This window comes from Streptomyces sp. NPDC088124 (assembly GCF_040685895.1).
Taxonomy (GTDB): domain Bacteria; phylum Actinomycetota; class Actinomycetes; order Streptomycetales; family Streptomycetaceae; genus Streptomyces.
Genome location: NZ_JBFBJB010000050.1, coordinates 1 through 24,820, shown reverse-complemented (window position 1 = coordinate 24,820; position 24,820 = coordinate 1). Strand labels below are relative to the sequence as shown.

Sequence of the window (24,820 nt, the reverse complement as noted above, 5' to 3'; positions counted from 1 at the left end):
ACCGGCCCCCCGCGTGGGGAGGCCGGTCACCGTCGTTCCCGGAACCCCTACTCCGTACCGGCCGTCGCTCCCCAGACCGCCCAGTCGACGGTGAGGACCGTCGGAGCGGGCAGCAGCCGGTACTCGGGCAGTACGCCGGGACCGCACGAGGCGCTGCCGATGCCCTGCTGCGCCGCGTCCACCGTGAGATGGACGAGACCGTCCCGCACCAGCTCCGTCGGATGGGCCGCGGCGTCCAGCCGCTCGCTGCTCCAGGGACGGGCGGCGAACGAGAAGGGCGAGGGGCCGCTCAGCCGCAGCCCCTCCCCGCCGCCGGCCGGCGCGAGCCCGACCCAGCGGACATCGGCGCGGCTGCCGTTCTCCTGCGGGAAGAGGTACGGCGTCTGGAGGCCGTCCACGTCCGAGGCGAACCGTCCGACGCGGGCGGCGGCCCGGGTGTCCGGGTACGCCTCGTGCGGACCGGCGCCGAACCAGCTCACCGAGGAGAGCGCGGCCGGCACGGCGGCGCGCAGCCCCACGCGGGGCAGCGTCACGTCCCAGGCGCCCAGCGGCCGGACCTCCAGGGTCAGCCGCAGGGCACCGCCGGCACCCCCTTCGGAGGCGGTGGCGGGCGCGGCGCTCCACCGGTAGACGGCCGACAGCGCCGCGTCACTGCCCGCGGCGGCCACCCGGGTGGTCACCGTGAGCGTCCCCTCCCCGGGCTCGACGGACAGCACCTTGTGCTCCAGCCGGTCCAGCCCCGCCGCGCGCCACTTCTCGGCCTCCGAACCGTGCCGGCCGCGCGAGTCGTTGTCCGTGGGCGCGCGCCACACATCGAGCCGCGGGCCCTCCACCGGCACCGTTCCGAGTCGTACGAGACGTCCGGTGCCCGCGTCGAAGACACCGTCCCCGAGGGTGATCCGGCCACCGTCCACACGGAGCTCCGCCGGACCTGCCGTGCCCGGCGCAGCCGCCGCGGCCACGGGCGCCCCGGGGGCCAACCGCTCCTGTGCCCAGGCCACTTCATGGCCGGCCGGGGCCCACGGCTCGTCCTTGGCGAGCCGCGCGGCGACGGTGAGCCACCGCTCGGCGCCGGCCGGTCCCGCGTCCGCCGCCTCGCTCAGCTCGCGCGGCCAGCCCACGACGATCGAGTCGCCCGCGGCGACGGCGGGCACGGTCAGTTCGCCCTGCCCGCCCGGGACGCCCTCGTCCTCCACCTGCCAGTGGAAGCGCAGATGCCCGGTGTCGGCGAAGTCCAGGCCGTTGCGCACCGACACCGTGCGCGCGGCGGCGTCCACCCGGATCGCCACCGGTTCGACGACCTTCTTGAACTCGGTCAGCCCGGGGGAGGGGACGCGGTCCGGGAAGACCAGCCCGTCCGCCACGAAGTTGCCGTCGTGGACGACCTCGCCGAAGTCACCGCCGTACGCGAAGAACTCCCGGCCGTCCGCGGTGCGACGGCGGACACCGTGGTCGATCCACTCCCAGATGAAACCGCCCTGGAGCCGCGGGTGCTGCTCGAAGAGGCGCTGGTACTCGCTGAGTCCGCCCGGGCCGTTGCCCATGGCGTGGCCGTACTCGCAGAGGATGAAGGGGAGCGACCGGCGGTGCTCGTCGAGCTCCGGGTCGGTCGTCGGGTCCTCCGTACCCCGGCCGATCCGGTCGGTCTCGGCGTGGTCCGCGTACATCCGGCTGTAGACGTCGACGTAACCGCTGTCCCAGTCGCCCTCGTAGTGCACCGGGCGGCCCGGGTCGCGCTCGTGCGACCAGTCGGCCATGGCCCGCAGATTGTCCCCGGTGCCCGACTCGTTGCCCAGCGACCACATGATGACGCTGGCGTGGTTCTTGTCGCGCTCGACCATGCGCCGCATCCGGTCGAGCAGCGCGTCGCGCCAGGCCGGGTCCGCGCTCGGGTTGTTCCGCCAGCCGTTGAGGTAGAAGCCGTGGGTCTCCAGGTCGCACTCGTCGATCACCCAGAGCCCCAGCTCGTCGCAGAGATCGAGGAAGCGGCCGTCCGGCGGGTAGTGGCTGGTGCGCACCGCGTTGATGTTGTGCCGCTTCATCAGCTCGATGTCCTGGCGCATCGTCCCGACGGTCAGGGTGCGGCCGGTGTCCGGGTCCCACTCGTGCCGGTTGACCCCGCGCAGCAGCAGCGGGGTGCCGTTGACCCGCAGCAGACCGCCGGAGACCGTCACCGTACGGAACCCGATCCGCAGCCGGACGCGTTCGCCCGCCGTGGTCAGCTCCGCGTCGTACAGCCGGGGCGTCTCCGCGGTCCACGGCTCGACCGGCACCTCGGCCCGCTCGCCGACCGCGAGGTCCAGGCCCAGCTCGGGCACGGTGACCCGGCCGGTGGCGTCGGACTCCACCCGCAGGGTGCCCTTGCCGGTGAGGTGGTCGTACTCCGCGTGCACGAAGAGGTCCCCGACGCCGTCCTCGGGCCGGTGCAGCAGGGCCACCGGGCGGAAGATCCCGGACAGCCACCACATGTCCTGGTCCTCCAGGTAGCTGCCCGCGGACCACTGGTGGACCCGTACGGCGAGGACGTTGCGGCCGGGACGCAGCGCGTCGGTCGCGTCGAACTCCGTGGGCAGCCGGCTGCCCTTGCCGTCACCGAGCGGAACGCCGTTGAGATACACGGCGAAGGCCGAGTCGACCCCTTCGAAGCGCAGCACGCCGCGCCCCGTGTCCGGCCAGTCCTCCGGCAGGGTGAACTCCCGCCGGTACTCGCCGGTGGGGTTGGCGTCCGGCACGCGCGGCGGGTCGACCGGGAACGGGTAGACGAGATTGGTGTACGCGGGCGTGCCGAAGCGCGGTGTGCCGGCGATGTCCCGCATCTGCCAGCTGGACGGTACGGGAAGGTGCTCCCAGCCGGAGTCGTCGTGATCCGGCGCCTCGAAGCCCGGCGTCAGCGCCCGCAGGGAGTCCGCCAGCCGGAAGCGCCAATCACCGTTCAGGTCCAGGGACATGGCGTCCGACCGGTACCGGGCCCGGGGGGCGAGCCGCCCCTGTCCCGGATCGCGGCTTTCGACATAGTCGAGGGAGGCGTGGTCGAGGCGGTCGCTGAGCACGGAGAGGTGTCCCTTCGAGGGGCGGTACGCGGATCTGGTAGAAGGCGGTTTCTGTGCAGCGTAAGTGACTGATCCCCGCCTCGTCGCCCCTGGACAGCGAAATATCGAGTTCACGAAGGGAGCCGGCTTCTCCGGCTCCCCGACAGGGATGGCAACCGATTTCTGCATGCCCTTTCCCCACCGGGCCCCTGCCCCTGTCCGGATCAGGCGGGCAACCCCCACCGGGGGGCCGGTTCGCCGGGTGTGACGGGGCGGATGGTGAGGTCCGGGGTGTCTCCGGCCGAGGTGATGAGCGCCGCTCGGCCCTTGCGGAGGGAAATGCGGATCTCCCCTTCGCCGGTCCGCTCGTACGTCATGGGCCGTCCCCGGTCGTCCCGGACCTCGACGGCTCCCGTGATGCCGTGGCGCACGACGCACGGGGCGCCCGCCTCGCTGGTGAGCCGCACCCAGCGGGTCACGCCCTTCTCCCGTACCGCGCTGAGCAGGAAGGCGCCCTGCGTACGGAAGTCGTGCACGGCCAGATCGCGCCACACCGCGGGGAGGGACGGGAACACCCTGATCGTGCCGCCCCAGGACTGGCACACCATGTCGTGCAGCGACTGGGCGGCGGACAGCGGGGTCTCGATGACCGGGCCCGACTCCTTGTACATGGTGTTGGGCTGGATGAAGCGCGTCATCAGCTGACCGAGATAGGCGAGTGCGTCGTCGCCCTTGCCGAGGAGCGCGGACATGGAGGCCGCGCCGGTGAAGGTGTAGCCCTGGAGGGCGCCTTCGAAGCCGACCCAGTGGGCGAGCGATTTCTCGATCAGCGCGCGCTCGTCCGCCGTCCGGCCCGTGATCTCGTACAGCGGATAGACGGCGAGCATGTGCGAGTAGTGGCGGTGCGACTTGGCGAACGGGACCCCTGACCCGATCATGAAACCGTTGCCGTCCACCGGGTACGGGGTGAGCCTGGCCAGCACCTCGCGCCAGCGGCCCGCCAGCGGGTCCCGTTTGCCCAGCAGTTCGGCCGACTCCAGGAGGGTACGGCAGCCCCAGCGCAGCAGCATCAGGTCGTAGTTGCAGTCGGGCGCGTTGACCCCGTACTCGGGGGAGAAGGTGGCCGGGAGATGCAGCGTGCCGTCGCTGCCCGGGGAAAGGAAGTGCAGGTAGTAGTTGACGGCCTTGCGCAGCAGCGGGAAGAGGACATCGCGCAGGATGGTCTCGTCCATGGTGTGGCGGTAGCTGAGCCAGACGTTGTGCAGAGCCCACGTGAGGTTGCCGACCTCGGGAGTGGGCGGGTCCTGGCCGGGGATGCCGACGCCATAGCCCAAGTCGCCCGGCGTGGCACCGCCGTTGACGAGCCGGGTGTCGGTGGTGCGCGGAATACCGTACGAGTCCCCGCGCCAGGGAGCGGCGACCTCCGCACCCAGCTGGTCCCGGAATTCGCTCAACGCCCTGGTGACGGCGTCGAGTTCGAGGTGGTTCGAGCCATGTATCAGCCAGTACTCGAGCTGGACGTTGAGGTTCCACCAGGTGTTGGGCCAGGGCGTCGGCTCCAGCCACGGCCCGGAGGTCGCCATCACCGGCGCGTCCTTGCGGGCGGCCGCCGCGACCTTGTAGAGCTGGATCCAGTAGAAGCGCTGCAACCGGGCGTCCGGCAGTGACAGGAAGCCCTTCCGGTAGTAGCGGTGCCACCATGCGCGGTGCGGGAGCGCGTGCACGTCGAACGGTACCGCCCGAGCCGTCCGTACGGTGCGCAGCGCACGGTCGCGGGCGGTGGCCGCCGGGTGGGAGTGTGTGACCGTCGCGTACAGGGTGCGGCTGCGGTGGCGGGCCACTTCCTGCCAGGCGGTGACATGCCGGCCGCCCGCGAGCAGTGGCTGTACGGCGGCGGACACGTCCCCGTGTTCCTCGATCGTGGCCGGTGGATTGGCCGTGTATCCCTGGGGGATGGGTTTGAACGCGGCCCGGGGGCTGATCGCCACGGCCGGGTGGAAGACCCAGCGGAAGCCGCGTTCACCCTCGCTCGGCGTGACCTCGACGGTGAGCAGGTCGGCGGAGGAGTGTACGAAGGCGCGCAGTGTCAGCGAGCCCGCGGTGGTGACGAGGGTGCCGGTCAACTCGGCGTCGCGTAGCCGCAGCCGCCAGTCCAGGCCGGTGATGGTGCCGACGGGCTCCAGAGTGAAGTAACCGATCGGCAGCCGGGCAAGACCGAAGAGCGAACCGAACTCCGGTCGGTGATCCTGGACTTCGGAGTGCTGGACATTGAAGCGGACGGCGTTCCCGCCCGGTTCGGCGTAGATGCCGGAGCCGAGGCGGCCGTTGCCGAGGAACGGGCCTTCGTACCAGGACTTCGGCATCCGCTGCCAGACCGGGTCGGCGTCGTCGAGGACGGTGCGCCAGATGTCCGGGGAGACGTGTGGTGCTACCGGCGTACTCCGTGGTGGTCCGGCCTCCCCGGTGGGAGGGGCGGCCTGGGCGGGGGCGGCCGTACCGCCTCCCACGGCCAGCGCGCCACCCAACGCGGTACCTGTGGCGAGCAGCGCCCTTCTCGACGGATCTGGTGCCTTGGCCATGGTGCCTCCCGGCTTCTCGTACGAGGACAACGCGCTTCCTGCGGTCTGTTCCCGCGAAGGAAGGCGGCCGTCGGCGCCCGGCCGGGACCCGGTTGCGCGGGCCCCGGCCGGTGTGCCGGCCTGGGTCTGAGCGGGTCAGGTGCGAAAAGGCGGGACAGGGCCCGGCCCCGTCAGGGGCGCTGACGGTCGCAACTGGTACGGCCCGGATACCAACGGCAGGCCATCGCCGCGAAGCCGCCGTCCGCGACCACCGGTACGGAAAGCGTCGCGTCACCGCGCAGCATCCTGCCCTCGCGCACCAGTCCGCCGGAGCCGTCCGTGACCGTCTCCACCAGCCACGTGCCGTGGCCGAGGCGCAGCGGGACCTCGGCGGTGCGGGCTTCGCCCGCGAAGATGCCGCCGATGAACCAGCGTCCGCCGTCACGCCGGGCCAGGACCGCGCTCCTGCCGGGGTCACCCGTCAGCAGCTCCGTCTCGTCCCAGGCCGCCGGGATCTGCTCCAGGAAGCGCCGGGCCTCGGGGCGCGCGTCGTACGATTCCGGTGTGCCCGCGAGATTCTGGATGCCGGACTCGTAGAGCACGGAGAGCCCCACCTCGCCGGCGTCCGAAGCCGCGTTGGGACGCTCCGCACGATGGAAGGCGCCCGGCGTGTAGTCCATCCCGCCCATGACATTGCGGGTGAAGGGGAGCGTCGCCAGGTGCTCCGGGGTATTGGTCTTCTTCTCCTCGCCGCTGACGCCCTCCATCGTCATGACCTGCGGCCAGGTGCGGTGGATGCCCTTGGGGATCGTCGAGCCGTGGAAGTTGACGAGGAGATGGTGCTTCGCGGTTCCGGCCAGGATCGCGTCGTACCAGCGGAACGTCTCCTGCGCCTCGGAGTCCATGAAGTCGATCTTCACGCCCTTGACGCCCCACTTCTCCAGTGTCGGCAGCCACTGCTGCCGCTCCTCAGGAGTGTCGAGGTCGCGTTGGTGGATCCAGACCTGGATGCCGACGCCACGCTCGCGGCCGTAGCGCACGAGCTCGGGCATCCAACTGTTCGTCTGCCAGTCGGGGTCGGTGACATCCCACTGGTCCGGGTCGAAGTACCAGCCCGCGTCGACCACGGTGTACGGCCAGCCGCGCTGAGCCGCGTAGTCCACGTACGCCTTCTGCTTCTCCAGGCTCTGCCCGGCCGGCTTGCCCCCCGCGAGCCAGGTCCACAGCGCGGGCGCGGGCTTGATCCAGGAGGTGTCGCGGACCTTCGAGGCGGGGGCTATGTCGTCGACGAACGTGGATCGGGTGACGGTCGCCAGATCGCCGGTGATCACAGCACGCCAGGGGGTGGTGAGAGCCCCGTCGACCCGCACCTGCCCGTCCCAGAGCCCGACGCGGTAGGTGGCCGATCCCGCGTCGTGGACGAGGCGCGCGCCGGAGTAGGTCCCGGTGAGGTCGGACTCCGCGACCAGCGCGTAGGCGTCACCGGTCCTGAAGAGCGCCTGCATCATGTACTCGCCGGCGGGGGCGCCGGCCGCGTCGTACCGGACGAACAGGTTCTCGTTGTCCTTCCGGTACTTGCCGAGCCAGGACACCGAGCCCGGGGGCAGGGTGAAGGCGGAGGTCTCACCGAGCACATCGCCGGTGTCGTCGGGCAGGACGTAGCGGTACGCGACCCCGTCGCCGGAGACCCGCACGAGCAGATCGAGCCTGGCGCCCTCCGCGGTGCCGAAGCGGAAGCGCGCCTCGGTCATCCGGGCATGGCGATCGCGCTCCTTGCCGACGGTGGTGCGATACGACTCGGAGACCGTACGTTTTCTGAGCCCGAGGAAGCGCAGCCCGGTGGAGAGGTCGGCTCTTTCGGTGACGATGCCGACGGGAGAGGGCTCGATGACGGTCTGCCCGTCCTGGGTCACCTCCAGCCACGGGCTGCCGGTGGAGGGATCGAGTCCCAGGACGGCGCCGGGACCGTGCCCGGCACGCGCGGACGGGGCGGAAACCTTCCAGGCGGCAGGCTCGGCGCGGGCCGGAAGCGCGGCGACGAGCGCTGCGGCGAGGCTGAGACACAGCATCAGGACTGTCGTACGGATACGGTCATGGACCGCCATGCGGATCCACCCCTTCTCCCATAGACATCGGATGAATGGGAGCGTGGCGGGGATTTGAGGGACTGTCAATGAACCTGACGCGCAATTCCTCGGATGGCTGAGAAGCCGTTGTCAGTCCGCTTCCCGCAGGCCTGTCGCCCGGCCGTCCGCGTCCCACCCCACCTCCAGAACGCGCTCGACGGCCTTCCGGCCGAGGCGGTACTGGAGCCGGTACGGCGGCAGACCGTGGGCCCCCGGCTACCCCGCTTCCCCGGTGCGGTACCTGTTAGGTACCGTAGGTGTATGCCGTCACTCAACATCAGCTTCACCGACGACGAGCTGGAGGCCGTGCGCGCCGCCGCCGCCGCCGAGGGCAAGTCGCTCAAGCAGTACGTTCACGACCTGCCCCTGCGCGAGCAGCAGCGGCTGCAGTTCCTCCGCTACGCCGTCACCTGGGGCGAGCAGCACAAGGGCGAGTTCGACGAGGCCTTCGCAGGCGAGGTGCCGCCCGCCCCGGGCGGCAGGCAGCAGGTGGAAGCAGCCTGATGCCGGTCCTGTACATCGATGTGGCCTGGCTTCTGGATGTACAGGAGCAGGCCGTCCCGGAGGACGTGTCCGTGGCCGACTACTCGGCGCTCGTCGCGGCCGTCGCCCGGCACAAGACCCGTATCCCGCGCCCGGCCACGAGCGAACCCGATGTGTCCTGGCGGGCCGCGGCCCTCATCCACACGCTGGTACGGCTGGAGCCGCTGCCGTACCGCAACAGCCTGTACGCCTGCCAGGTGGCCGCCGCGTACATGCACGCCTCGGGCGAGGGCATCGACCCGCCGTACGGGGCGCTCGTCGAGCTGGTGCGTGCCATCCAGTCCGGCAAGGCCAGTGTCTACCAGGCCGCGGACCGGATCCGCGGCTGGCGCATCTGATCCGCGCGGGCGGCGGACCGGACGGGTCCGCCGCCCGCGCGGACCGGTGTCCCGGTCGGGACACCGGAGCCCGGCCGTCCCGCCCCCCGGTCCGGGGCGGCCGGAAGCGCTGCCGGGAACGAGTACACCCCGCCCGCCCGCCCCGGGGAAAGCGAGTTTCGGTGGTCACGCCGCCCAAAACGCGGTCCGGAGTGCGCACGGTGCACGGTCCGGGGCGGATCCGGCGCTCCGCCCCTGACCGGCGGGCCGCCTCCTGGTCACGGCGCACGGTCGGCGTCGGGCGCCGGATCGCACCGGCCGAGCCGGGGGCCCTCGCCCGAGAAGTGGAAGGCGTACACGAGGTTGTGCACGCCCGAGCCCGTGGCCAGCAGATCCCGCCCGAGCAGCCGCTCCGCGGTGCGCAGCCGGGCCGCGACCGTGGTGCGGCTGCTGCCCAGGCGCTGGGCGGTCCGGCGCGCGTCGGCGTTCGACTCGACCCAGGTACGGAGCGTGTCCCGGACGCGCTGATGGCGGGGGTCCCGCAGCGGGGCGAGGAACTCCGCCGCCCACGCGGCGGCCGTCCCGTCACCGGCCGGCGGCTCCAGGGCGGCGGGTGACGGGACGGTCGGTGATGGGACGGGTGGTGACGGGTCGGCCGGTGACGGGACGGCCACCGGGGCCCGTCCGTCGGCGGGTGCGTCGTCCTGGTGCAGCGTGGTGACCGCCAGGGCCAGGGTCAGCGCGGCCCGCGCCCGGATGTCGCGGAGGTCGAGGCCGAGCGCGGCCTCGGACCGCTTGAGGTGGGCGGTGACCGTGTTGCGGCTGATGCCGAGCAGGGCGGCCACCCCGGACCGGGGGAAGAAGAGGGCGAGGCGGGTGGTCTCGGCGGTCAGCTCCGGCAGGGACCGCAGGGGGCGCAGCAGGGCGTGGGCCCAGGCGAGCGACTCGGCACGCGGCAGCAGCCGCTCCAGCGGCTCCTGACTGCGGTAACCGGCCACCCTGCCGGGGGTGTTGCCGGCGACCGCCAGCGCGTGCCGGGCCTCCTCGTACGCCACCGCCGTCGCGCGCAGCGGATGCGGGGAGCTGACGCCCAGCGCGTACTCCTCGCTCTCGGCGACCAGTTCGCGCAGGACGCCGCCCAGCTCCGGCGGGGCGTGCTCGTCCTCGGCGACGAGGCAGATCAGATGCTCGTCGTAGACCGGGCAGCGCACCATCAGGGCCCGGCCGTGGTAGCCGGCGGGGTCCTGATGGGCCTGGGTGATCCGGTCCCGTTCGCCGGGCCGGCAGCGCAGCAGATGCACCCGGATCCGGTCGGCGCCCAGCAGTTCGGGGACGGCTCCGGTGGTCATCCGCCGGGCCAGGACGGGGTCGCCCGCCATGAGCGCCATGAAGAGCGCCACCCGTATCCGGTGGGCCTTCTCCTGGTAGTCGCGGAAGACCGCGTCGGCCGCCCGGGCGCGGTGCAGCAGGGCGATGATGTGGCCGGTGTGCGAGGCGGCGGCCGCCTGCTGGCCGGTGAGCCGGTCGGCCCCGGCCAGGACGAGCACCCGGTGCGGGCTGTCGGGGCCGACGCCCTCCAGCCGTACCCGGACCGCGCCCACCTCGGTGGCCGCGGCGGCCATCCGGCCGGTGGCCAGCCGGGTGAGCACCGGTGCGAGCGCGGGCAGTATCTCCCGGGGGAAGCCGGGCGTCGACAGCTCCACGGTGTGCCCGCGGCCGACCAGGGCGACCTCGGTGCCGAGCTGCCGGTGGAGCCAGTCGACGACCCCCTCGACCCCCGCGTCCGGCCGCCAGGCCTGCCGGCCGACCAGATAGAGCAGTTCGTCCAGCCGGCCGGCGGGGGGCGGTGTTCCGTGGCGGCCACGCATACGATCTCCTGCCACCCCCGCCGACGGCCCCCTGAAGGGGGACAGTTTACGGCGTGGTCACCCGGCCTTCTTCACGAACTCCGTGGTGTACGTCTTCTCCAGGTCGACCTTGGCGCTCTTGAGGTTGGGGTTGAAGGCCTTCAGCACCCGCTCGACCGTCGCGGGCCCGTCGGCCGGCATCACCCCGTCCGTCGTGAACATCGGCAGCGTGCTCTTGATCGACTGCGCGTACAGGTCCTTGCCGCCCTGCGCGTAGTCCGCCGGCATCTTCGCGGCGATCTCCTCGGGGGTGTGCGAGGACATCCAGCGGAGTGTCTTCACAAAGGCGTTGGCCAGCTTCTGCACCGTCTCCTTGTTGCCGTTCACCCAGTCGGTGTTCATGTAGAGACTGGAGGACGGGTACGGTCCGCCGAGCGCCTCCTTCGAGCCCTCGGGCGTGCGCATGTCGATGAGGACCTTGCCGAGCTTCTTGTCGAGGATCTGTGCGACCGTGGGATCGGTGGTCATACCGCCCTCGATGGAGCCCTGCTGGAGCGCGGAGATGAAGGTCTGCCCCGCCCCGACCGCCACCGTGGAGAACTCCTCCGTCGACACCCCGTCGTTGACCGCGAGGTACTTCGTGAGGAAGTCGGTGGACGAGCCGAGCCCGGTGACCCCGAGCTTCTTGCCCTTGAAGTCCTTCGGGGAGGTCAGCCCGGCCGCCGCCTTGTTCGAGACGACCTCGACCTCACCGGGGGCGTGCGAGAACTGTACGACGGACTCCACCTGCTTGCCCTTGACCTGGAGGTCGAGGGTGTGGTCGTAGAAGCCCACGACGCCCTGGACGTCCCCGGAGACGAGCGACGTGGTGGCCTGCACCCCCGCCGGTTCGGTGAGGAGCTGCACGTCGACGCCCTCGTCCTGGAAGTAGCCCAGTTTCTGGGTGAGCATCGCGGGCAGGTAGATGACCTTGTCCAGGCCGCCCACCATGATTTTCACCTTGCCGCCGGAGCTCCCGCCGGCGGCGGAGTCGCCGCCGCAGCCGGTGACGGTGGACAGGGCGAGCAGCGCGGAGACCGCCGCCGCCGACATTCTGAGATACGTACGCATGGTCGGTCACGTCCTTGTGAGGAGAAGCGGGGAGCTGGGGGAGGAGGGGAAAGGGGAGAGACGGGGAGGGGAGACGGGCCGTCAGCGCTCGGTGCCGGACTCGGCCGGCTTCCAGCGGAAGAGGCGTTTCTCCAGGAAGGTGAGGAGCGCCTCGGCGAGCAGGGCGACGACCGCGAGGATCACCATCGCCGCGTACACCCCGGCCGCGTTGAAGGTGCCCTGCGAGGCCGAGACCAGCAGCCCGATGCCCTTGGTCGCGCCGATGTACTCGCCGACGATCGCGCCGATCAGCGCGAAGCCGAAGCTGACGTGCAGGCTGGTGAAGATCCACGAGGTGGCGGAGGGAATCACCACCTGGAGGGTGACCTGACGGTTGCTCGCGCCGAGGATCCGCGCGTTGGCCACCAGGTTGCGGTCCACCTCCCGCGCGCCCTGGAACGCGTTGAAGAAGACGGGGAAGAAGACCAGCACGACCGCCGAGGCGACCTTGGAGGCTGGGCCGAGGCCGAACCAGATGAGGAAGATCGGGGCGAGGACGATCCTCGGCAGCGCGTTGAGCACCTTGATGTACGGGCCGAGCACATCGGCCAGGAAGCGGACCCGGCCGAGCGCGATCCCGAGGACCACACCGCCGGTGACCCCGATGACCCAGCCGAGCAGCGCCTCGTACAGCGTGTACCAGATCTGCTCCCACAGGGGGCCCTGCGGGGTGCCGTGCACCGTCCACTGCACGATCTGGTCCCAGATCTTCGACGGCATCGAGAAGTTGAAGGGATCGATGACGGCCGCCCTGGCCAGCCACTCCCACATCCCGATCAGGGCGATGAGCAGCAGGACCCGGGCCCCGTACACCAGGACCTGCCGGTTGCGCGCGGCACGCGCCCGGGCGCGGGTACGGTCGCCGCCCCCGTCCTGTCCGGTGGTGACGGGCTTCGTGGGGACCGCGCCGACGGTCACGGTCTCAGGCGGCATCGGTCGCACCCCTCTCGCGGGTGATCCGGACCTCTTCGCCGAGCGACGACCAGATCTCCCGGTAGATCTCGATGAACCGGGGTTCCAGCCGTACGGACTCCACCTTGCGGGGGCGCGGCAGGTCGACGGTGAAGACTTCCTTGACGGTCGCGGGACCGGCCGTCATGACCACGACCTTGTCGGCGAGGGCGATCGACTCCTCCAGGTCGTGGGTGACGAAGACGACCGAGGCGCCCGTCCCGGCCCACAGCTCCAGCAGTTCGTCGGACATCAGCGCGCGGGTCTGGACGTCGAGCGCCGAGAACGGCTCGTCCATGAGGAGAAGCTCGGGGTCGTTGACGAAGGTCGCCGCGAGCGCGACGCGCTTGCGCTGGCCGCCCGAGAGCTGGTGCGGATAGCGGTCCTCGAAGGACGCGAGCCCCACCCGGGCGAGCCACTCGCGGGCCCGCTCCCTGGCCTCGGCCTTGGGCACGCCGCGGAAGCGGGGGCCGGCCATCACATTGGACAGGACGGTGCGCCAGGGGAACACGGCGTCCTGCTGGAAGACGAATCCGATCTTGTCACCGATGCCGTCGACCGGCTCGCCGGCCACCAGCACCTCGCCCTCAGTGGGCTCCTCCAGACCGCTGACCAGGGTCAGCGTGGTTGACTTGCCGCATCCGGTGGGGCCGACCACGGCGACGAACTCGCCGCGTTCGACCGTCAGATCCAGATCCCTGACGGCGGTGTGAAGCGCGCCCGAAGGGGTCCGGAACGCCTTGCTCGCTCCCCGCAGCTCGATGGCTGGGCTCGTTCTGCTGCTCATGGGCCGGGAGGCTAGGAGTGACCCGGACCACAGCGGCAGTCTTGTGGGCGCAACCCGTCGTTGTGCGCGCAAACCGCGTTCTGCCCATTCTGCTCACGCCCTGACGACAAAAGAACGGCACAGGGCTGGGCAGCGGCGCCCCGGCGGCTTACGTTTCGTTCACAACGGTGTGAAACGGAGAGAGCCGTTCTCCTCGGCGGGACGGATCCGGGAGCAGCGTGATCCGGGCGGAACAGGATCCGGGAAGAGCGGAACGGCCGACGGGCCGGACATGAGGAGGACCTATGCGTGTGCGCTGGCCCCGCCGTGTCTTCGCCCAGGTGCTGGCCGCGCAGCTCGCCCTCACCACCGGGGTGATGACCCTTGCCACCTGCCTCTTCCTGGCGCCCCTCGGCTCCGAGCTGGACGACGAGGCGATGCACCGCGCCCTCGCCATCGCCCAGACGACCGCCGCCGATCCCGATATCGCCCGCGAGGTGCTCACCACCGCGCCGAGCGCCCGGGGCCCGGTGCAGACCGAGGCCGAACACATCCGGCGGGCCACGGACGCGCTCTACGTCGTGGTGATGGACACCCGTGGGGTGCGCTGGTCCCACACCAACACCGCCGAGATCGGCCGCCATGTCTCCACCGACCCCAGCGTCGCGCTCTCCGGCCGCGAGATCCGCCAGATCGACGATGGCACCCTGGGCCGCTCCGCCCGCGCCAAGGTGCCGCTCCTGGACCCCGGAGGGAAGATCGTCGGCGCGGTCTCCGTCGGTATCGCGTACGCCAGTGTGCGGGAGCGGCTGCTCGACGCCGTGCCCGCCCTGCTGCTCTGCGCGGGCGCCGCGCTCGCCGTCGGGGCGCTCGCCGCGTACGCGGTCTCCCGCCGGCTGCGCCGCCGCACCCACGGGGTCGCCTTCGCCGACATCTCCGCCCTGCTCGACGAGCGGGAGGCGATGCTGCACGGCGTACGGGAGGGGGTCGTCGCCTGCGACCGGTACGGCAGGATCCGGCTGGCCAACGACGAGGCGGGCCGGCTGCTCGGACTCGGCGCCGACGCCACGGGACGTCCGCTGGACGAGGTCCTGCCGCCCGGCCGGACCACGGACGTGCTGGCGGGGCGCGTGACGGGGACCGATCTGCTGACCGTCAGCGGCAGCCGGGTCCTGGTCGCCAACCGGATGCCGACCCGGGACGGCGGGGCCGTCGTCACCCTCCGGGACCGGACCGAGCTGGAGCAGCTCGGGCGGGAACTCGACAGCACCCAGGGACTGCTGGACGCGCTGCGCGCGCAGGACCACGAACACGCCAACCGGCTGCACACCGTGCTCGGACTCCTCGAACTCGGGCGGCACGAGAAGGCCGCCGAATTCGTCGCCGAGATCGCCGACACCCACCGCTCCTCCGCGGAACAGATCGCGGAACGGGTGCACGACCCGCTGCTGTCGGCGCTCCTCGTCGGCAAGGCGGCCGTCGCCGCCGAGCGCGGTGTGCCGTTGCGGGTCTCCGCCGCCACCCTGCTGCACGACCGGGTGGTGGACCCGCGCGATCTGGTGACCGTGCTCGGCAACCTCATCGACAACGCGCTCGACGCGGTCGCCGGGCACCGGGACGCCGCCCCGGGCGGCACGGAACACGACGGCCCCCGCGCGGAACCCTTCGTGGAGGTCGAACTGCGGGCCGAACACACCATCGCCGTCCTCCGGGTCGCCGACACCGGACCCGGTGTGCCGCCCGCGCTGCGCGACCGGATCTTCGCCGAGGGCTGGTCCACCAAGCACCCCGGGCACCCCGCCGGCCCGCCGCTGGAGACGGCCGCGCCGGGCCCGGTCGCCTTCCACCGGGGCAGGGGGCTCGGCCTGGCCCTGGTGCGCCGGCTCGCGGAGCGGTACGGCGGGATGGCCCGGGTCACCGCCCGCGCCGGCGGAGGAGCGGTCTTCACCGTCGTCCTGCCCGAGGCGCTCACCCCGGCCCCCGCCGCGGGGGACGACACCGTGGGGGACGACATGGCCGGGGACGGATTCGCCGAGCGTCAGCTCATGGCAGCAGGAGAGCCCCAGTGATCGATGTCCTCGTCGTGGACGACGACTTCCGCGTCGCCGAGATCAACGCCGCGTACGTGGCCCAGGTGCCCGGCTTCCGGGTCCGGGCCCGTGCCCATACCGCCGCCCAGGCGCTGGCCACCCTGGAACGCGACCATGTCGATCTGGTCCTGCTCGACCACTACCTCCCGGACGAGACGGGTCTGACCCTGGTGCGCCGGATGCGCCAGCTCGGCCACCAGGCCGATGTGATCATGGTGACGGCCGCCCGTGACGTGGCCACGGTCCGGGCGGCGATGCGCTACGGCGCGCTCCAGTACGTCGTCAAGCCGTTCAGCTTCTCCGGGCTCAGTGCCAAGCTCGACGGGTACGCCGCGCTGCGCCGCACCCTCGACGGCGTCGGTGGCCGGGGCGAGGCGGGCCAGGAGCAGGTGGACCGTATCTTCAGCGCCTTCAAGACGGCGGACGCCCCGCGCTCCGAGCTGCCCAAGGGGCACTCCGCGGCGACGGTCGGCCTGATCCGCCGGGTCCTGGGCGCGGCGGGCCGGTCGCTCTCCGCGCACGAGGTGGCCGAGCGCACCGGGGTCAGCCGCTCCACGGCCCAGCGCTATCTGAAGTACCTGGAGCGCACCGGCCATATCAGTCTCACACTGAAGTACGGCGACACCGGGCGTCCGGAGCACCGTTACGCCTGGGCTCCGGCGCCCTGACCGGGCCGCCGCCTCCCCGCGGCCCGGGTCCGTCCCCCCGGCCCTGGGCGGCCGGAGGGGCGGACCGGGCCCGCGCCGGGCTCAGTTGACGTACACGCTCGGGCTGCCGGACTGACTGGTGTCCTTGACCGGGCCGTACTTGGCGGAGAAGTAGCTGGAGGCGGGGCAGGTGATGGGGCCCGACGACCGGCTGAACAACTGGTTCGCGAATGTGATGGAGTTGTCGGTGTTGGACGTCGTGCCGTTCAGCCCCGTGGAGGTGTAGACGCAGGTCGTCGTGCCGAGGATGGTGCTGAGTTTGACCGTCGTCTGCACCACGCCGGCGCTTCCCGCGGTCACCGTGAGCCCTCCGGCCGAGGCGACCGAGGTGGTGAACGGCAGGTGTTCGACCGTGATGCTCTGCACCCCGGTGGTGCCGATGATGTTGCTGGTGCACCCGCCGAAGGTGTGCGCGGTGAGCGACTCGGTGGCGGTGCCGGGGGCGGCCGGATTCCCGGTGACCGTCGCGGTGAACTGCGAGGCGGTGCAGGTGATGCCGGTCGTGCCGCCGGAGGTGGTACGGATCGCGACGGTCGTGCCGGAGCTCAGTGAGGACGTGAGCACATCGCCGACGGCGACGGCGGAACCGGCCGCGCTGCCGTAGGTGAGCACATTGCCCGCCGCCGCCGAGGTCCCGGCGGCGGCCGCCGGACCCACGGCGAGAAGGGCGGCGGCGGTGGTGAGGCCGGCGGCGGAGAGAAGAGTGCGTCGTGCGCGCATGCGAAGTCCCTTTCGCGAAGGCGGGGTGGGGAGAGTGACGCGGAGACATGCCCGGGTGGGGCGGTGGGTGCGGTGATGGGTACGGCGGTGCCGAACGCCCCGCCGCGGCTCGGCCACGGGGCGGAGAACGGGTGGGAACGGGGCCGGCGCCACGGCCCCGTTCCCGTGCCGGGGACGAGCGGCACAGGAATCCACGGACGGGAATCCGCGGAAGGGAACGGCAGAAGGAAACCGCGGAGGAGAACCGCGGAAGGAAAACCCAAGAGGGTTGTAGACCTGTCCGGGCGACCGAGTCAAGGTCTCAAGTGCCAACCCGCAATGGAAAGTTACCCACGGTACGCTGACGTCAGCGGGGGTGTCCGGGCGCGCACCCGCCGTGAGCTGCCGACGCTCCGCCCGGGACCCGGCGGGGCCGTGGCCGTACCGCGCACACGATCAACACCCAATTTTCACAAGGCTGTTGACCCCGTCCATACCTGGGAGTAACTTCACCTCGACTCCCACGGCCGCGCCGTCGCCACCCCGGGAAAACCCGTCGGCGCCGGGAGTCGTCCGCGCCAGGACCCCGCCGCGCAAGCTCGTTCCGGTCACCACACCCTCAGGAGCAGCTCATGGCCACGTCCGAACTCACCGGCGGTGAGACAACGCCCGAGAGCGACGAACCGCGAGGAAGGGTACGGCTGCGCCGGGCGGCCGTCATGGGCGTACCGGCGTTCGCGGTGGCCGCCGCGCTGGTCGTCCTCACCGCCCAGGGCGCCATCGCCGCGCAGTTCGCCATCTCCGGCATGCCCTTCGTGGTCACCGCCGACCGTCTGGAAGCCCAGGGCTTCGAGCAGTTCGGCGGGATGGACGAAATGGCTCCGGGCAGCCCCAACGCCGGTGACACCGGCGGGCAGGTGCTGGTCGTCGTCTCCGCCATCAAGAAGGCCAAACTCACCAAACTCTGCCAGAGCGTCGAACTCGGCGGCACGTACCTGCACATCACCGCGGGCGACAAGGGCACCCCGGTCTCCGCGACCGATCTGGCCACCGACTCCACCGAACTCAGCGGAAAGCAGGCGGACTTCGACAACATCGAGATCGGCGGGGACGCCAGCACCTTCACCAAGGCCGGTGTCAAGGGCCCGCTGGGCGTCTTCGGGCAGCAGGCCGACACCGTCGTCATCACCAACCTGCGGCAGACCAACTACGCCACCACGGCGGCCCGGTTCACGCTGCCCAATCTGAATCTCAACTTCAGCTCGAAGGGCTGCTGAGCGTGGTTCCGCCGCCCGGGGCGGCGGAACCCCCGGCCGGGACCGCCGACCCCGCCGGGGAGGACCGCCCCCAGCGCCGCCGGGGGCGCTTCGCCACCTGGCGCGGCCGCCGCCCGTTCTGGGGCGGCTTCCTGCTGCTGCTCGGCGGGGGCGAGATCCTCCTCACCGAACAGGCCTCCATCTCCGTCGTCCTCCAGGCGGGCGCGGGCGGCATCGCCGCCTACGTCCTCCCGCTGATCATGGTGGTGTGCGGGCTGCTCCTGATCCTCAACCCCGCCCAGCGGCTCTTCTACTCCCTCATCGGGGTGCTGACCGCGCTCGGCACATGGGTCACCTCGAACCTCGGCGGCTTCGTCGTCGGTCTGCTCCTCGGCGTCATCGGCAGCTCCATGGCCTTCGGCTGGCTGCCCGACCAGCAGCCGCGCCGCCGGCGCCGCTCCAGGCGGCGGCCCGCGGTCCCCGCCCCGGCCCCTGCCCCCGCGACGGACCCTCCCGCCTCCTGACCTCGCCCCCCCCGCCCCGATCCGATCCGACCCCACACCCGAGCGGCCCCGAGCGGGCCCGGCCTCACCGGCCGGGCCCGCTCCGTCATGTCCGGGGCCCCGCGCGGCGGCCCGTCGAAGCGCTTCGATCGGCCTATGGACAGGTCATCGGCATGCCAACTACCCTCGAACGCAGTGTTGTCGAAGCGCTTCGCCCCACAACGGCCCGCCTTGGAGAGCTGAATGGTCACCCTCGCCGATGTAGCTCAGCATGCCGGAGTCTCCGCCAGCACGGTGAGCTATGTCCTCAGCGGCAAGCGGTCCATCTCCGCCACCACCCGCGAGCGCGTCGAGCGCAGCATCGAACAGCTCGGCTACCACCCCAACGCGGGGGCCCGCGCCCTCGCCAGCAACCGGTCGAACATCATCGCCCTCATGATGCCGCTGCGCACCGACATGTATGTCCCGGTGATGATGGAGATCGCGCTCGCCGTCGCCACCACGGCCCGCACCTTCGGGTACGACGTCCTCCTGCTCACCGGCGAGGAGGGACCGACCGCGGTGCGCCGCATCGAGGGCAGCGCCCTCGCCGACGCCATGATCCTGATGGACGTGGAGCTGCACGACGACCGGCTGCCACCGCTGCGCGAGACACACCGCCCCGCCGTGCTGATCGGACTCCCCGCCGACACCACCGGACTGAGCTGCGTCGACCTGGACTTCGCCGCCGCGGGCGCCCTCTGCGCGGAGCACCTCGCCGGACTCGGACACCGGGAGATAGCCGTCATCGGCGAGGCGCCGGGCGTCTACGAACGCCTCACCGGCTTCGCCGAACGCACCCTGAGCGGACTGCGGGAGCGCAGCGCCGAGCTGGGCCTGCGGGTACTGCACCGCCCCTGCGAGGGCAGTTACGCGGCGGTCTCCGCCACCGTCGGCCGGATCTTCGACGAACGCCCTGGCACCACCGCCTTCATCGTCCAGAACGAGGCCGCCACCGACCCGCTGCTCGCCCTGCTGCGCCAGCAGCGCCGCGCGGTGCCCGAGGACGTCTCGGTCGTCGCCATCTGCCCCGACCAGGTCGCCGTGCACGCCTCGGTCCCGCTGACCTCCGTCGCCGTCCCGGCACAGGAGATGGGGCGGCACGCGGTCGAGCAGGTCGTCGCCAAGCTCGCCGGACGCGGCACCGACGAGGTCGTCCTGATCAGGCCGGAGCTCACCGTACGGGAGAGCGCGGGCCCCCGGGCCACGCCCGGGGACCCGCTGTAGGACATGGTGTCCGTCAGTTCCCGCTGACCGAGAAACTGTTGGTCATGAAGTCCAGACCGCCGGAGGACGACGTGATCTCGTACCCGAACTGGACGTCACCGACGGTCACATTGCCCCACCACCCCTTGGTGTCCTTGATCCACTTGAGGATCGGCAGGACGTCGACCGTTCCGGAGGTGGAGTTCGAGGTGCGCAGGAAGGAGAACACCTCGTTGGAGCCGTTGGACCCCTTGTAGACATTCCAGGAGTGGCCGCCGAGCGTGACCGATCCCTGCGCGGTGCCGAGCGGGCCCACCGCGCCGCGGTAGTTCACCCACAGCATGATCTCGTAGTCGTAGTTGCTGTCCCAGATGTCGTAGGAGGTGTTGTAGGCACCCGACGACGGCACGGTGACGTTGTAGCTGCTGCGCAGCGAGGAGAGCGAGTTCAGCGGCTTCCCGATCACCTTCTTGGCGTTCGGGTACGACTTGATGCCGCCGGTGTTGGGGTGGTTGGCCCACACCCCCCAGTTGGACGAGGAGTTGGCCCAGATGGTCTGCGGGCCCGTGCCCGAACCCCAGATGTTGTTGTAGAGCGTGTAGCCGTCGGACGTGGTGTAGTTGCCCCACTGGTCCGACGAGGACCAGATCGCCGCCTGCGCGGGTGCGGCGGCGAAGCCGACGAGCGCGGCGAACGCGACCACTGGGGCGAGCAGCAGCCGTTTCCAGTTGCGCAGTGCCATGGTGTCCCTCCATGGGTGGGGGAGTACCGCGGCCCCGGGGTGGAACCGCGGCCTCGCCGGCCTCGGAGTCCCGTGGAGCGCGGGGGACCGTGGGGGTGCCGGCGAAGATCTTCGGTGGTGCGACGCGTTCGTGGTTGCGGTGTCCGGGGCGTGCCGCGGGCTCCCTCGCGGGTCACGGGGCGCGGGCTCCGGTACGGGCTCCGGTGCGGGCCGGTGGACCTACCCGGGGATCGGGCGGAGCACGGCGACCCCGAAGCGGTCCAGCTCGACCGCCCCGTCCACGGGCCGGCCGCCGAGCACCTCGTGATGACGGCCGCCGACCGGGACAGTGACGGCCTTGCCGCCGTGGTTGAGGAGGAAGAGGAGGTCCCCGCGGCGCACCGCCTCCACGCCCTCGGGCAGCCCCTCCAGCACGGGGGAGACCCCGGCGTCCCCGGCGATCCGCGTCAGCAGCGCGCGCAGGGCCGCGGGTTCGGGGAGCGTGGAGACGTACCAGGCGCGCCCGTGGCGTACGACGGCCGGCAGACCGGCCAGCTCCCCGCTGCGGTACGAGGCGACCGCCTCGCCCGTGGACAGCTCCAGTTCCTCCGACCAGAGCCCGGCGCGGAACCCGTCGCACTCCACGGTCTCGTCCGCGTCCAGCGGCCACCACTCGTGGAGGGTGCCGATGCCGAACAGCGCGCGCAGCCGGGCGTCCATGCCGCCGGCCCGCACCCGGTCGTCCTCGTCGGCGACCCCGGTGAGGAAGCCGCACACCAGGGTGCCGCCGCGCGCGACATGGCCGAGCAGATTCTCGATCGCGGTGTCGTCGAGCAGGTAGAGATGCGGGACGACGACCAGCCGGTACCCCCGCAGATCATGGTCGGGCCGGGCGAAGGCGGTGGGCAGGTTCGACTCCCACAGCGCGCGGTGCCAGTCCCGTACGATCCGCGGGTGGTCGAGGCGGTCGGAGAGCCGGCCGTCCTGCTGGTCCGCCCACCACGAGTCCCAGTCGTGCAGGACGGCGATCTCCTCCGCCCGCACCCGGGTGCCCGACACCTCGGGGCCCAGCACCGCGAGATCGGCGCCGATCCGCCGGACCTCGCGGAAGGCGCGGCCGCTCTCGCCCGCGTGGCCGAGCATCCCCGAGTGGAACTTCTCGGCGCCCTGCCGGGACTGGCGCCACTGGAAGTAGCAGATCACGTCGGCACCCCGGGCCACGGACTGGAGCGACCAGAGCCGGTTCAGCCCGTACGGCTTGGGATGGTTGACACCCCGCCAGTTGACGGACCCGGCCGCCTGTTCCATCACCGCCCAGGGGCCCTTCGCCTGGGAGCGTGTCATGTCGGCGATCAGCGCGCCCAGCTGCCCGGCGGACGGGTCCTTCGGATCCGGATAGATGTCGACCGAGACGACATCCTCGTGCTCCGCCCACTTCCAGGCGTCCTGACCGATCCAGAACGGCATGAAGTTGGTGGTGACCGGGATGTGCGGGGTGTGGCGCCGGACGATGTCCCGCTCGGCGACGTAGCACTCCAGCAGCGCGTCGGAGGTGAACCGCCGGAAGTCCAGGGCCTGCCCCGGGTTCTTCATGTACTGGGCCCGCCGGGGCGGGATGATCTCCTCCCAGGAGTCGTACCCCTGGCTCCAGAACGCTGTTCCCCAGGCCTCGTTGAGGGCGTCCAGACCGCCGTACCTGGCCCGCAGCCAGGCCCGGAAGTGCCGGGCCGTCCCGTCGCACCAGCAGTGGGTGCAGTACTCGTTGTTGATGTGCCACAGGTGCAGCGCCGGATGGCCGCCGTACCGCTGCGCCAGGTCCTCGGTGAGGGCGGCGGCGTACTCGCGGTACACGGCGGAGCTGGCACAGAACTGCTGGCGCGAGCCCCACCACACGGTCCTGCCGTCCTCGTCGCGCGGCAGGGTCTCCGGATGGCGGGCGCCCATCCACGGCGGCGGGGAGGCGGTCGGGGTGGCCAGCACCACGCCGATGCCATGGCCGTCCATGAGATCCATGAGCCGGTCCAGCCAGCCGAAGTTCCGTGCGCCCGGGCGCGGTTCGAGCTTCGCCCAGGAGAAGACGCCGAGGGTCACCGAGTTGACCCCGGCCTCTCTCATCAGCCGGGCGTCCTCGTGCCAGGTCTCCTCGGGCCACTGTTCGGGGTTGTAGTCACCGCCGAACAGGACCCGGCCGCGGGTGGAATCGTCCAGGGAAGGCATCAGGCGGGGTCTCCGTACTGGATGCCACGGCCGTTGGTGCCCAGATAGACCCGGCCGTGGACACGGGGGTCGCCGGTGATCGTCTCGCCGGTCCACCCCCACTGGTGGGCGTCGTCGTTGATCCTGATCCAGCTGGCGCCGGTGTCGTCGGAGCGGTACACACCGACGAAGTTCTCCGTCGCGCCGGTCTGGAAGACGGCGGGGTACGAGGCGCCCGGGGCGGCCTTGCCGAAGCCGAGGGCGTACGAGCCCCAGCAGCTCGTCAGCTTGGTGAAGGTGGTACCGCCGTCGGTGGACCGGTACAGGCCGTTCCACTTGGCCGAGAGCCACAGGTCGCCGCCGCGGCCGGGGGCCGCGGCGATCCGGAACTGGACGTCACCGGAGGGCAGCCCCGACGCGCCCCTCGCGAAGGTCGCGCCGCCGTCCGTGGACCGGTACACCGAGCCGCCGTCGGTGTCGTACACGTAGAACCGCTTGGGGTCCACCGGGTCCGCGACCGGCACCGCGCCCTTGGGGAACGTGGTCACCTCGCTCCAGGAGGCGCCGTTGTCCGTGGAGCGGAAGCCGGGGTGCTTCGTACCGTCCCAGTGGACGAACGACCACAGCAGGGTGGCGCCGTCGGCGCTCACCGCGATCGGCCCCGGCGCGGTTCCGGCGATCGCGGGCTGCGCCGCGAACGGTGCCCAGCTCCGCCCGCCGTCGTTCGAGTAGGCTCCGTTGCCCGCGTCGCCCCAGCCGGCCCGCACGACGTACGCGGGCTTGAGCGTGGCCAGCGCCAGTCCGGTCGCCGAGCCGAAGACCGGGTTCGCGGCCATGCCCCGGGACGGGGAGGCGGTCAGCGAGTCGTGGTACATCACCCCGATGTCGCCGAGGCCGCTGAGCAGGGGCGCGGTCCCGGTGGGCGGCGAGATGAGCTGCCGTACCGCGGACTCCTCCAGGCCCCGGATCTGCGGCGCCCAGCGCACCAGGTCACGGGTGCCGTACAGGGTGGCGCCCGTCCCGAACACCAGGTGCCTGGAGTCGTACGGGTCGAGGGCGACGGCCTGGATCCACCAGCCGAACTTCGGTGCGGATCCACCCCAGTTGAGGTACGGGGTCTCCCGGACGTCCAGGACCGCCGCCTCCTTGAGCGAGGTCCAGCTCCGCCCGCCGTCGGTGGACCGGTACAGGGTGTCGACCGGCCCCCAGCGGTTGTTGGTGGAGACGACGACCGTTCCGGCGACCCGGGCGTCGACGGCCACACCGCCGTAGCCGAAGGCGTCGCCCCCGCCGGGCCTGACCGGGGTCACGTCCGTCCAGGCGCCGGTGGCGGTGTCGAGCCGGCCCACCGAGCCGTCGGTCTGGTTGTTGGGCCCCGGTGTGTTGGCGTAGGTGACGTACAGGGCCCGGGTGTTCGCGTCGTAGGCGGCCCGGACCGGCACCTGGGCGGCGGAGCCCGACGGCCGGCCCGGTACGGCCTCCCAGTTCACCCCGTCGCTCGTACGGTAGAGGGAGCTGCCGCCGTCGCCCCACCCCGCGTACACCACCCGGCCGGCGGCCACCAGCAGGGTGATGCCCTGGCCGGAGGGGTTCGGAGCGGGCGGGAAGGCGGCGGCGGACCAGGTGGCGCCCCGGTCCGTCGACCTGAGGAGCCCGTTGTGACGGGTGCCGAGGTAGAGCGTGTCACTGTTCAGCGGCGAGACGAGCAGCCGTTCACCGGTGCCGCGCCCGTCCTCGTTGGCGCCGAGCTTCACCGTGAGATCGCTGCGGCTCCAGGTGGCGCCCCGGTCCGTGGAGCGCAGTACGGCGCCGTTGCCCGCCCAGGACTGCGTGTAGGCGCCCAGGGCGAGATAGACCCGGTCGGGCTGGGCCGGGTCGACGGCGACGGCCTCGACACCGAGCAGGTTGTAGTCGTCCCAGCCGATGTGGTCGGTGAGCGCGGTCCAGGCCGCGGTCGCGTCGTCCCAGCGGTACGCGCCGCCGATGTCGGTACGGGCGTACGCCAGGCCCTTGACCGCCGGGTGGAAGAGCACCCCGGTGATGAACCCGGTGCCGCCGATGGCCGCGGTGCGCCAGCGGTACGCCTGCGCGGCCGCCGCGGCGGTCCGGTCCGCGGC

General features: G+C 71.8%; 18 protein-coding genes. 7 read left to right on the top strand and 11 right to left on the bottom strand.

Annotated elements, in window-relative coordinates:
- Window positions 1–47 precede the first annotated feature (47 nt).
- From AB0P17_RS32385 to AB0P17_RS32375, 3 genes are all read right to left on the bottom strand, one after another.
- Complete coding sequence (locus AB0P17_RS32385) at window positions 48–3,050, bottom strand: glycoside hydrolase family 2 TIM barrel-domain containing protein (protein ID WP_365816518.1); 3,003 nt, start codon at window positions 3,048–3,050, stop codon at window positions 48–50.
- Window positions 3,051–3,253: 203 nt separating this feature from the next.
- Window positions 3,254–5,608: a glycoside hydrolase family 95-like protein gene (locus tag AB0P17_RS32380; RefSeq protein WP_365816515.1), complete on the bottom strand. Its 2,355-nt coding sequence runs from the start codon at window positions 5,606–5,608 to the stop codon at window positions 3,254–3,256.
- Window positions 5,609–5,778: 170 nt separating this feature from the next.
- A complete protein-coding gene (locus AB0P17_RS32375) occupies window positions 5,779–7,692 on the bottom strand; it encodes a glycoside hydrolase family 97 catalytic domain-containing protein (RefSeq protein ID WP_365816513.1) in 1,914 nt (637 codons plus the stop codon).
- A 282-nt stretch (window positions 7,693–7,974) separates the two neighbouring features.
- Between AB0P17_RS32375 and AB0P17_RS32370 the strand changes: the two genes are divergently transcribed.
- Both AB0P17_RS32370 and AB0P17_RS32365 read left to right on the top strand, forming a co-directional pair.
- Window positions 7,975–8,217 (top strand): hypothetical protein, encoded by a 243-nt coding sequence (locus tag AB0P17_RS32370; RefSeq protein ID WP_365816511.1) that lies wholly within the window; start codon window positions 7,975–7,977, stop codon window positions 8,215–8,217.
- A complete protein-coding gene (locus tag AB0P17_RS32365; RefSeq protein WP_329823943.1) occupies window positions 8,217–8,594 on the top strand; it encodes a toxin Doc in 378 nt (125 codons plus the stop codon). The genes AB0P17_RS32370 and AB0P17_RS32365 overlap by 1 nt, the downstream gene beginning before the upstream one ends.
- Window positions 8,595–8,851: 257 nt before the next feature.
- Here AB0P17_RS32365 and AB0P17_RS32360 read toward each other — a convergent pair whose 3' ends face one another.
- From AB0P17_RS32360 to AB0P17_RS32345, 4 genes are all read right to left on the bottom strand, one after another.
- Entirely contained in the window at window positions 8,852–10,441 is a 1,590-nt protein-coding gene (locus AB0P17_RS32360; RefSeq protein ID WP_365816509.1) for a helix-turn-helix domain-containing protein, read from the bottom strand.
- Window positions 10,442–10,498: 57 nt separating this feature from the next.
- Window positions 10,499–11,530 carry an ABC transporter substrate-binding protein gene (locus AB0P17_RS32355; RefSeq protein ID WP_365816507.1) on the bottom strand — a complete coding sequence of 344 codons (1,032 nt, stop codon included), beginning with the start codon at window positions 11,528–11,530 and terminating at the stop codon, window positions 10,499–10,501.
- A gap of 81 nt (window positions 11,531–11,611) precedes the next feature.
- Window positions 11,612–12,502: an ABC transporter permease gene (locus tag AB0P17_RS32350; RefSeq protein ID WP_365816505.1), complete on the bottom strand. Its 891-nt coding sequence runs from the start codon at window positions 12,500–12,502 to the stop codon at window positions 11,612–11,614.
- Window positions 12,492–13,307 (bottom strand): ABC transporter ATP-binding protein, encoded by an 816-nt coding sequence (locus AB0P17_RS32345; protein WP_365816503.1) that lies wholly within the window; start codon window positions 13,305–13,307, stop codon window positions 12,492–12,494. Before AB0P17_RS32345 ends, AB0P17_RS32350 begins: the two co-directional genes overlap by 11 nt.
- 284 nt (window positions 13,308–13,591) lie before the next feature.
- Here AB0P17_RS32345 and AB0P17_RS32340 point away from each other — a divergent pair, with 284 nt between their 5' ends.
- Both AB0P17_RS32340 and AB0P17_RS32335 read left to right on the top strand, forming a co-directional pair.
- On the top strand, window positions 13,592–15,355 hold the full coding sequence (locus AB0P17_RS32340) for a sensor histidine kinase (RefSeq protein ID WP_365816501.1): 1,764 nt from the start codon (window positions 13,592–13,594) through the stop codon (window positions 15,353–15,355).
- Window positions 15,352–16,044, top strand: a complete 693-nt coding sequence (locus AB0P17_RS32335) for a response regulator (RefSeq protein ID WP_365816499.1) — start codon at window positions 15,352–15,354, stop codon at window positions 16,042–16,044. Before AB0P17_RS32340 ends, AB0P17_RS32335 begins: the two co-directional genes overlap by 4 nt.
- A gap of 81 nt (window positions 16,045–16,125) precedes the next feature.
- On the opposite strand, the gene AB0P17_RS32330 is transcribed toward AB0P17_RS32335, so the two are convergent.
- Window positions 16,126–16,803 (bottom strand): Tat pathway signal sequence domain protein, encoded by a 678-nt coding sequence (locus tag AB0P17_RS32330; protein WP_365816497.1) that lies wholly within the window; start codon window positions 16,801–16,803, stop codon window positions 16,126–16,128.
- 611 nt (window positions 16,804–17,414) lie between these two features.
- Between AB0P17_RS32330 and AB0P17_RS32325 the strand changes: the two genes are divergently transcribed.
- From AB0P17_RS32325 to AB0P17_RS32315, 3 genes are all read left to right on the top strand, one after another.
- Complete coding sequence (locus tag AB0P17_RS32325; RefSeq protein WP_365816495.1) at window positions 17,415–18,059, top strand: DUF6230 family protein; 645 nt, start codon at window positions 17,415–17,417, stop codon at window positions 18,057–18,059.
- A gap of 2 nt (window positions 18,060–18,061) precedes the next feature.
- Window positions 18,062–18,562 carry a DUF6114 domain-containing protein gene (locus AB0P17_RS32320; RefSeq protein ID WP_365816493.1) on the top strand — a complete coding sequence of 167 codons (501 nt, stop codon included), beginning with the start codon at window positions 18,062–18,064 and terminating at the stop codon, window positions 18,560–18,562.
- Window positions 18,563–18,784: 222 nt separating this feature from the next.
- Complete coding sequence (locus AB0P17_RS32315; protein ID WP_365816491.1) at window positions 18,785–19,807, top strand: LacI family DNA-binding transcriptional regulator; 1,023 nt, start codon at window positions 18,785–18,787, stop codon at window positions 19,805–19,807.
- Between the two features lie 13 nt (window positions 19,808–19,820).
- On the opposite strand, the gene AB0P17_RS32310 is transcribed toward AB0P17_RS32315, so the two are convergent.
- The 3 genes from AB0P17_RS32310 to AB0P17_RS32300 form a co-directional block, all read right to left on the bottom strand.
- Complete coding sequence (locus AB0P17_RS32310) at window positions 19,821–20,528, bottom strand: hypothetical protein (protein WP_365816489.1); 708 nt, start codon at window positions 20,526–20,528, stop codon at window positions 19,821–19,823.
- Between the two features lie 219 nt (window positions 20,529–20,747).
- Complete coding sequence (locus AB0P17_RS32305) at window positions 20,748–22,724, bottom strand: beta-galactosidase (protein ID WP_365816487.1); 1,977 nt, start codon at window positions 22,722–22,724, stop codon at window positions 20,748–20,750.
- Window positions 22,724–24,820 (bottom strand): 1,4-beta-glucanase (locus AB0P17_RS32300; RefSeq protein ID WP_365816485.1); only part of this gene is annotated, 2,097 nt, incomplete at its 5' end. The genes AB0P17_RS32300 and AB0P17_RS32305, both read right to left, overlap by 1 nt.

Bases quoted from the DNA above. Each gene is read 5' to 3' on its own strand.
- AB0P17_RS32380 (WP_365816515.1), bottom strand. From the start codon at position 5,608: ATGGCCAAGGCACCAGATCCGTCGAGAAGGGCGCTGCTCGCCACAGGT.
- AB0P17_RS32375 (WP_365816513.1), bottom strand. From the start codon at position 7,692: ATGGCGGTCCATGACCGTATCCGTACGACAGTCCTGATGCTGTGTCTC.
- AB0P17_RS32370 (WP_365816511.1), top strand. From the start codon at position 7,975: ATGCCGTCACTCAACATCAGCTTCACCGACGACGAGCTGGAGGCCGTG.
- AB0P17_RS32365 (WP_329823943.1), top strand. From the start codon at position 8,217: ATGCCGGTCCTGTACATCGATGTGGCCTGGCTTCTGGATGTACAGGAG.
- AB0P17_RS32360 (WP_365816509.1), bottom strand. From the start codon at position 10,441: ATGCGTGGCCGCCACGGAACACCGCCCCCCGCCGGCCGGCTGGACGAA.
- AB0P17_RS32355 (WP_365816507.1), bottom strand. From the start codon at position 11,530: ATGCGTACGTATCTCAGAATGTCGGCGGCGGCGGTCTCCGCGCTGCTC.
- AB0P17_RS32350 (WP_365816505.1), bottom strand. From the start codon at position 12,502: ATGCCGCCTGAGACCGTGACCGTCGGCGCGGTCCCCACGAAGCCCGTC.
- AB0P17_RS32345 (WP_365816503.1), bottom strand. From the start codon at position 13,307: ATGAGCAGCAGAACGAGCCCAGCCATCGAGCTGCGGGGAGCGAGCAAG.
- AB0P17_RS32340 (WP_365816501.1), top strand. From the start codon at position 13,592: ATGCGTGTGCGCTGGCCCCGCCGTGTCTTCGCCCAGGTGCTGGCCGCG.
- AB0P17_RS32330 (WP_365816497.1), bottom strand. From the start codon at position 16,803: ATGCGCGCACGACGCACTCTTCTCTCCGCCGCCGGCCTCACCACCGCC.
- AB0P17_RS32325 (WP_365816495.1), top strand. From the start codon at position 17,415: ATGGCCACGTCCGAACTCACCGGCGGTGAGACAACGCCCGAGAGCGAC.
- AB0P17_RS32315 (WP_365816491.1), top strand. From the start codon at position 18,785: ATGGTCACCCTCGCCGATGTAGCTCAGCATGCCGGAGTCTCCGCCAGC.
- AB0P17_RS32310 (WP_365816489.1), bottom strand. From the start codon at position 20,528: ATGGCACTGCGCAACTGGAAACGGCTGCTGCTCGCCCCAGTGGTCGCG.
- AB0P17_RS32305 (WP_365816487.1), bottom strand. From the start codon at position 22,724: ATGCCTTCCCTGGACGATTCCACCCGCGGCCGGGTCCTGTTCGGCGGT.